General features: G+C 71.0%; 4 protein-coding genes. All 4 read left to right on the top strand.

All coding sequences use genetic code 11. The features are described from left to right. Positions 1 to 73 precede the first annotated feature (73 nt). The 4 genes from glpK (at position 74) to RUH65_RS08050 (ending at position 6,233) form a co-directional block, all read left to right on the top strand. A complete protein-coding gene (gene glpK / locus RUH65_RS08065; RefSeq protein ID WP_313816828.1) occupies positions 74 to 1,633 on the top strand; it encodes a glycerol kinase GlpK in 1,560 nt (519 codons plus the stop codon). 133 nt (positions 1,634 to 1,766) lie between these two features. Further along, a complete protein-coding gene (gene leuS, locus RUH65_RS08060) occupies positions 1,767 to 4,298 on the top strand; it encodes a leucine--tRNA ligase (RefSeq protein ID WP_313816827.1) in 2,532 nt (843 codons plus the stop codon). Between the two features lie 78 nt (positions 4,299 to 4,376). After that, a complete protein-coding gene (locus RUH65_RS08055; RefSeq protein ID WP_313816826.1) occupies positions 4,377 to 5,345 on the top strand; it encodes a DegV family protein in 969 nt (322 codons plus the stop codon). Between the two features lie 69 nt (positions 5,346 to 5,414). Continuing rightward, positions 5,415 to 6,233, top strand: a complete 819-nt coding sequence (locus tag RUH65_RS08050; protein ID WP_313816825.1) for a ComEA family DNA-binding protein — start codon at positions 5,415 to 5,417, stop codon at positions 6,231 to 6,233.

Below are 6,233 nucleotides of genomic sequence, written 5' to 3'. Positions count from 1 at the left end.
TTTCGCCGGCGCCGTCCGCGCTGCTCCGCCGTTGCGCCGGGACCGGACGGCCGGGGGTGGATAGGCTTCCGACATGCAGCCAGCCAGCAGCGACGTCTCCACGGCCATGGCCTCGCGGCGTGCCGTCATCAGCATCGACCAGGGCACCACCTCGACCCGGGTGGTGGTCATGGCCGAGGACGGGTCCGTCCTGGCCAGCGCCCAGCGCGAACATCGCCAGTACTTTCCGCACCCCGGGTGGGTCGAGCACGATCCGGTCGAGATCTGGGAGAACACGCGCGAACTCACCGGCCTCGCCCTGACCCGGGCCCGGCTGCGCACCGCGGACGTGGCCGCCGTCGGGATCACGAACCAGCGTGAGACGACGGTCCTGTGGGACGCGGTGACGGGGCGACCGGTCCACCGGGCGCTCGTCTGGCAGGACACCCGGGCCGATGCGCTGATGGACCGGCTCAGGGCAGATGGGCATGAGGACGCCGTGCGCGCCCGGACCGGGCTGCCCCTGGCCTCGTACTTCTCGGCCGGCAAGATCAGCTGGATCCTGGAGAACGTGGCCGAGGCCGGAGAGCTCGCGCGGAGCGGCCGACTGCGGGCCGGCACCATGGACAGCTGGCTGCTGTGGAACCTCACCGGTGGTACGGACGGCGGCGTCCATGCCACGGACGTCACCAACGCCTCGCGGACACTGCTGATGGACCTGGAGACCCTGGACTGGGACGACGGCCTGACCGGACTGTTTGGCATCGACCCCGATCTGGCGGCCGGCATGCTGCCGCGGATTCATCCCTCCGTGGGGGAGTTCGGGACCATCACCGGTGCCGAACCCCTCAGCGGCCTCTCGGTGTGCGGCATCCTCGGCGACCAGCAGGCCGCGACCTTCGGCCAGGCGGCCTTCAACCGGGGGGACGTGAAGAACACCTACGGCACCGGTTGCTTCCTCCTCCAGAACATCGGCACGACGCCGGAGATCTCGGACCACGGCCTCGTCACCACGGTCGCGTACCAGCTGGAGGACGGGCCCGCCTACTATGCCCTGGAGGGCTCGGTGGCGGTCGCCGGATCGCTGGTCCAGTGGCTGCGGGACAATCTCGGGATCATCCGGAGCTCGGCCGAGGTGGAAGCCCTCGCCGCCTCGGTCGAGGACAACGGCGGGGTGTTCTTCGTGCCGGCCTTCTCCGGGCTGTACGCGCCGTACTGGCGGCCGGATGCCCGTGGGCTCATCGCCGGACTGACCGGATTCGCGACGGCCGGTCACCTGGCCCGGGCGGCCCTGGAGGCCACCGCCTATCAGTCACGGGATGTGCTGGAGGCCGTGGTGGCGGACGCCGGCCACCGGCCCGAGGAGCTGAGGGTGGACGGCGGCATGACCGTCAACGACCACCTGATGCAGTTCCAGGCGGACATCCTCGGCCTGCCCGTGGTGCGTCCGGAACTCGTGGAGACCACCGCGGTCGGCGCCGCCCACGCGGCCGGCCTGGCCTCCGGGCTGTGGCGGGACCTCGACGAGGTGGCCGGGCTGTGGCGGGAGGACCGGCGGTGGGAGCCGGCCCTGTCCTCCGCGGAACGGGGTCGGCTCCTGGGCCAGTGGGACAAGGCCGTCCAGCGGTCCCTCGGATGGGCAGAGCAGGGCTGATCGACGCCGGTCGGCGGCAGCCCCGGATTCAGAGCCGGACAGCCCGCCGGAGTAGGATGGCTAGGCGCGTCGACCGCCCGGGGCACCGGGCCGGCGTCGTTCTCCAGCCATCACACTTAAGGACAGGACCTCCGTGAGCCAGCCAGCGCAAGGTACTCCCCAGCAGGACGAGACCGAGGAGTACTCGTTCGCGGCGCTCGAGGAGCGCTGGGGCGGCTACTGGGAGCAGCACCGCACCTTCGCGCCGCTGGATGACGGCTCCCGGGAGCGCCGCTACGTGCTGGACATGTTCCCGTACCCCTCGGGAGACCTGCACATGGGCCATGCCGAGGCCTTCGCCATGGGTGACGTGGTGGCCCGGTACTGGATGCAGCAGGGCTACGACGTCCTGCATCCCATCGGCTGGGACTCCTTCGGACTGCCGGCCGAGAACGCCGCGATCAAGCGCAACGCGCACCCGGCCGAGTGGACCTACAAGAACATCGACACGCAGAAGGCCTCCTTCCAGAGGTATGGGATCTCCGCGGACTGGTCCCGCGAACTGCACACCTCGGACCCGGAGTACTACCGGTGGACCCAGTGGCTGTTCCAGCAGTTCCACGCCAAGGGCCTGGCCTACCGCAAGGACTCGCCGGTCAACTGGTGCCCCAAGGACCAGACCGTGCTGGCCAACGAGCAGGTGGTCAACGGCGCGTGTGAACGCTGCGGCACCGCGGTCACGAAGAAGTCCCTGAACCAGTGGTACTTCCGCATCACCGAGTACGCGGACCGCCTCCTGGAGGACATGCAGCAGCTCGAGGGCCACTGGCCCGAACGCGTGCTCGCCATGCAGCGGAACTGGATCGGACGCTCCGAGGGGGCCCATGTGGACTTCCGCGTGGAGCCCACCGCCGCCACCGCGGGTCACAACGGCCGGCCGGGCCGGGACATCACCGTCTTCACCACCCGCCCGGACACCCTGTTCGGCGCCACCTTCATGGTGGTCGCCGCGGACGCGGACCTGGCCCTCGAACTCGTGGACGAGGAGCACCGTGCGGCGCTCGAGACTTACCGCGAGGGGCTCAAGAACGTCTCCGAGATCGAACGCCAGGCCACCGACCGCTCCAAGACCGGCGTCTTCCTGGGCCGCCACGCCCTCAACCCGCTCACCGGCGAGAAGCTGCCGATGTGGGCTTCGGACTATGTGCTGGCCGACTACGGCACCGGCGCGATCATGGCCGTCCCGGCGCACGACCAGCGTGACCTCGACTTCGCCCGCGCCATGGGCCTGGACGTCCGCCGCGTCCTGGACACCGGTGAGGAGGATCCGGCGGTGACCGGGACGGCCACCACCGGGGACGGCACGCTGGTCAATTCCGGTGAGCTGGACGGCCTGGCCAAGGCCGAGGCCATCTCGCGGGCGATCGAGATCCTGGACGAGCGCGGCACCGGCCGGGGCACCGTCAACTACCGGCTGCGTGACTGGCTGCTGTCCCGCCAGCGCTTCTGGGGTGCGCCCATCCCCATCGTGCACTGCGCCGACTGCGGCGAGGTTCCGGTCCCCGAGGACCAGTTGCCGGTCCTGCTGCCGCAGGACGTGGCCGGTGAGCAGCTCGCCCCGAAGGGCAAGTCGCCGCTCGCCGGTATCGAGTCCTGGGTCAACACCGCCTGCCCCGGCTGCGGTGCTCCGGCCCTGCGGGACACCGACACCATGGACACCTTCGTGGACTCGTCCTGGTACTACATGCGCTTCGCCTCCCCGAACGATGACGACCAGGTGTTCGACCGTGCCGCCGTGGACCGGTGGCTGCCCGTCGAGCAGTACGTGGGCGGCGTGGAGCACGCCATCCTCCACCTGCTGTACTCGCGCTTCTTCACCAAGGCGCTGTATGACATGGACCTGGTCTCCTTCACCGAGCCCTTCAAGGCGCTGCTCAACCAGGGGCAGGTGCTCAACGGCGGCAAGGCGATGTCCAAGTCCCTCGGCAACGGCGTGGACCTCGGCGAGCAGCTGGACACCTTCGGTGTGGACGCCGTCCGCCTGACCATGATCTTCGCCTCCCCGCCGGAGGACGACGTGGACTGGGCGGATGTCTCACCCGGTGGCTCGGCCAAGTTCCTGGCCCGCGCGTGGCGCCTGGCCCAGGACGTGGAGGCCTCCGGTGCGGCTCCGGGAACAGATCCCGACGGCGGCTCGGCGTCCCTGCGCCAGCTCACCCACCGCACGGTGGCGGACGCGGCCCGGCTGCTGGACGACCACAAGTTCAACGTGGTCGTGGCGCGCACCATGGAGCTCGTCAACGGCATCCGCAAGACCATCGATGGTGGAGCCGGTGGGGCCGGCGATCCCGCCGTCCGCGAGGCCGTGGAGGCCGTGGCCATCCTGCTGAGCCTGTTCGCCCCGTACACCGCCGAGGACATGTGGGCCAAACTCGGCCACGAGCCCTCGGTGGCGCGGGCGGGCTGGCCTGCCGTGGACGAGGCGCTGCTGGTGCAGGACACCGCCACCGCCGTAGTCCAGGTCAAGGGCAAGGTCCGGGACCGCCTCGAGGTCCCGATCGACATCTCGGCCGCGGACCTCGAGCGGCTGGCGTTGGCCTCTGAAGCCGTGCAACGATCCCTGGACGGTGCCGAGATCCGCAAGGTGATCGTGCGCGAACCGAAGCTCGTCAACATCGTCGTCTGAAGACCGCCGTCGGAACACGGACGGAACACGGACGGAACACGGACCGAGCACCCAGTGACCTAGCGGGAAGGAACGGGCATGGCCGATCTGGCGGAGTGGCAGAGCGCCATGCTCGCGCACATCCGGCAGGTGCGCAGCGCGCAGTCGGGCTGGGTCCGCTTCGGTCTGCCGCCCTCCCGCAAGGGCCGCACCGCGATCGTCACCGACTCGTCGGCCTCCATCCCCGCGGAACTGCTGGCGCACCCCTTGGCCAAGGGACTCCGTCAGGTGCCCATGCCCGTCATGCTGGGCGAGCAGATCCACGCCGAGGGCACGGCGGAGCTGATGCGTGAACTGCCGTTGGCACTGGCAGCGGGGACCGCCGTCAAGACCTCCCGTCCCTCGCCCGGCTCCTTCAGCGCGGTGTACCAGGAATTGGCGGAGTCCGGCTTCGAGCGGATCATCTCGATCCACATCTCGGGCCAGCTGTCAGGCACCGTGGAGGCCGCCCCGCGCGACGCGTTGATCCCCGTGACGGTGGTGGATTCCCACATCAGCGGGTTCGCGCTCGGGACCCTGGTGCTGGACGCGGTGATCTCAGCCGGCTTCGGGATGGCGCCGGAGCAACTGCTGGCGTACGTGGACGAGGCGACCCAGGAGGCGGGGGTCTTCTTCACCGTGCCCAACCTGGACCAACTGCGGCGCGGCGGACGCATCGGGACCCTGGCCGGGCTGCTGGGAACGCTGCTCCACGTCAAGCCGGTGCTGACCCTGGACAACGGGATCGTCTCCCTCGTGGACCGCCCGAGGACCTCCGCCCGGGCCACCGAGCGGCTCGTGGAGCTGACGCAGGAGTTCGTGTCCGGGTCAGAGGGCCGGGGCGAACGGATCGCCGTCCACGGGTTCGGCAACGAGCCCGCCGCCCACGAGCTCGCCGGACGGTTGCAGAGCCTCTCCGTCATGCCGGTGCCGGTTATCCGTCTGCCGGCCGTGCTGGCCGCCCACTTGGGCCTGGGTGCCCTGGGCGTCACCCTGAACCCGATGGCTCCTGCACAGCGCCCCCACTAGCCGCGAGCCGTCCCCAGCGGCTGGCACTGCCCCTACCGATCCAGCCCGACGGCGGCCAGGGTGGAACCCATGGGAGGCCACAATCACGCGCTCAGGGATCCGGACGAGGTCGACTGGGAGGAAGCACCGCCGCCGGCGCCACTGTGGCGGACCCGCGTCGTCCGATCGGCGGTACTGCTCCTGGCGGTCGTCGCGGCAACGTGGTGGGCGGTGGGCTGGCTGACCTCACCGGCTGGCCCGGGTGGCCCGGGTGCTCCCGTGGCCGCCTCCGTGGAGGATGCCCCGCCGAGCTCAGCCGACCCCGCTCGTCCCGGTCCGGCGGTGGATGGTGCCGGACCGGGCCCGCCGGCGCCCCCGGGCCCGGGGGCCGGGGATGGTGCCTCATCCTCCGTGGCCGACGCCGGCCCGACCGGAGGCGAAGAATCCGTCACCGTCCATGTGGCCGGGGAGGTCCGGGAACCCGGCCTCGTGGCCCTGCCGGCCGGCGCCCGCGTCGACGATGCCCTGCAGGCCGCCGGGGGCCCCACCGGGGAGGCCGCGCTGGACCTGCTGAACCTGGCCGCCCCCGCCGAGGACGGCAGTCAGATCCTCGTGCCCGGTCCGGACGGTCTGGCCGGGGGCGCGACAGGGGTGGCCGGGGCTGGCGCTGCTCTCTCTGGAGAGGGGGCGGATACAGGCGTCGGTCCGGAGGCGGCGGGAGCCGTCAACCTGAACACGGCGGATATCACGGCCCTGGAGCAGCTGCCCGGCATCGGCCCGGCCCTGGCCGGACGCATCGCCGAGCACCGGGAGCAGGTGGGTCCATTCGGCTCCTTGGAGGACCTGGACGCCGTGTCGGGAATCGGGCCGGCCATGATGGAGCGCCTCGACGGCCTGGTCACCTGGTGA

Source organism: Citricoccus sp., assembly GCF_032154715.1.
Lineage (GTDB): Bacteria > Actinomycetota > Actinomycetes > Actinomycetales > Micrococcaceae > Citricoccus.
Note: the sequence above shows the minus strand (reverse complement) of the source record. Positions and strands in the feature narration are given on the sequence as shown.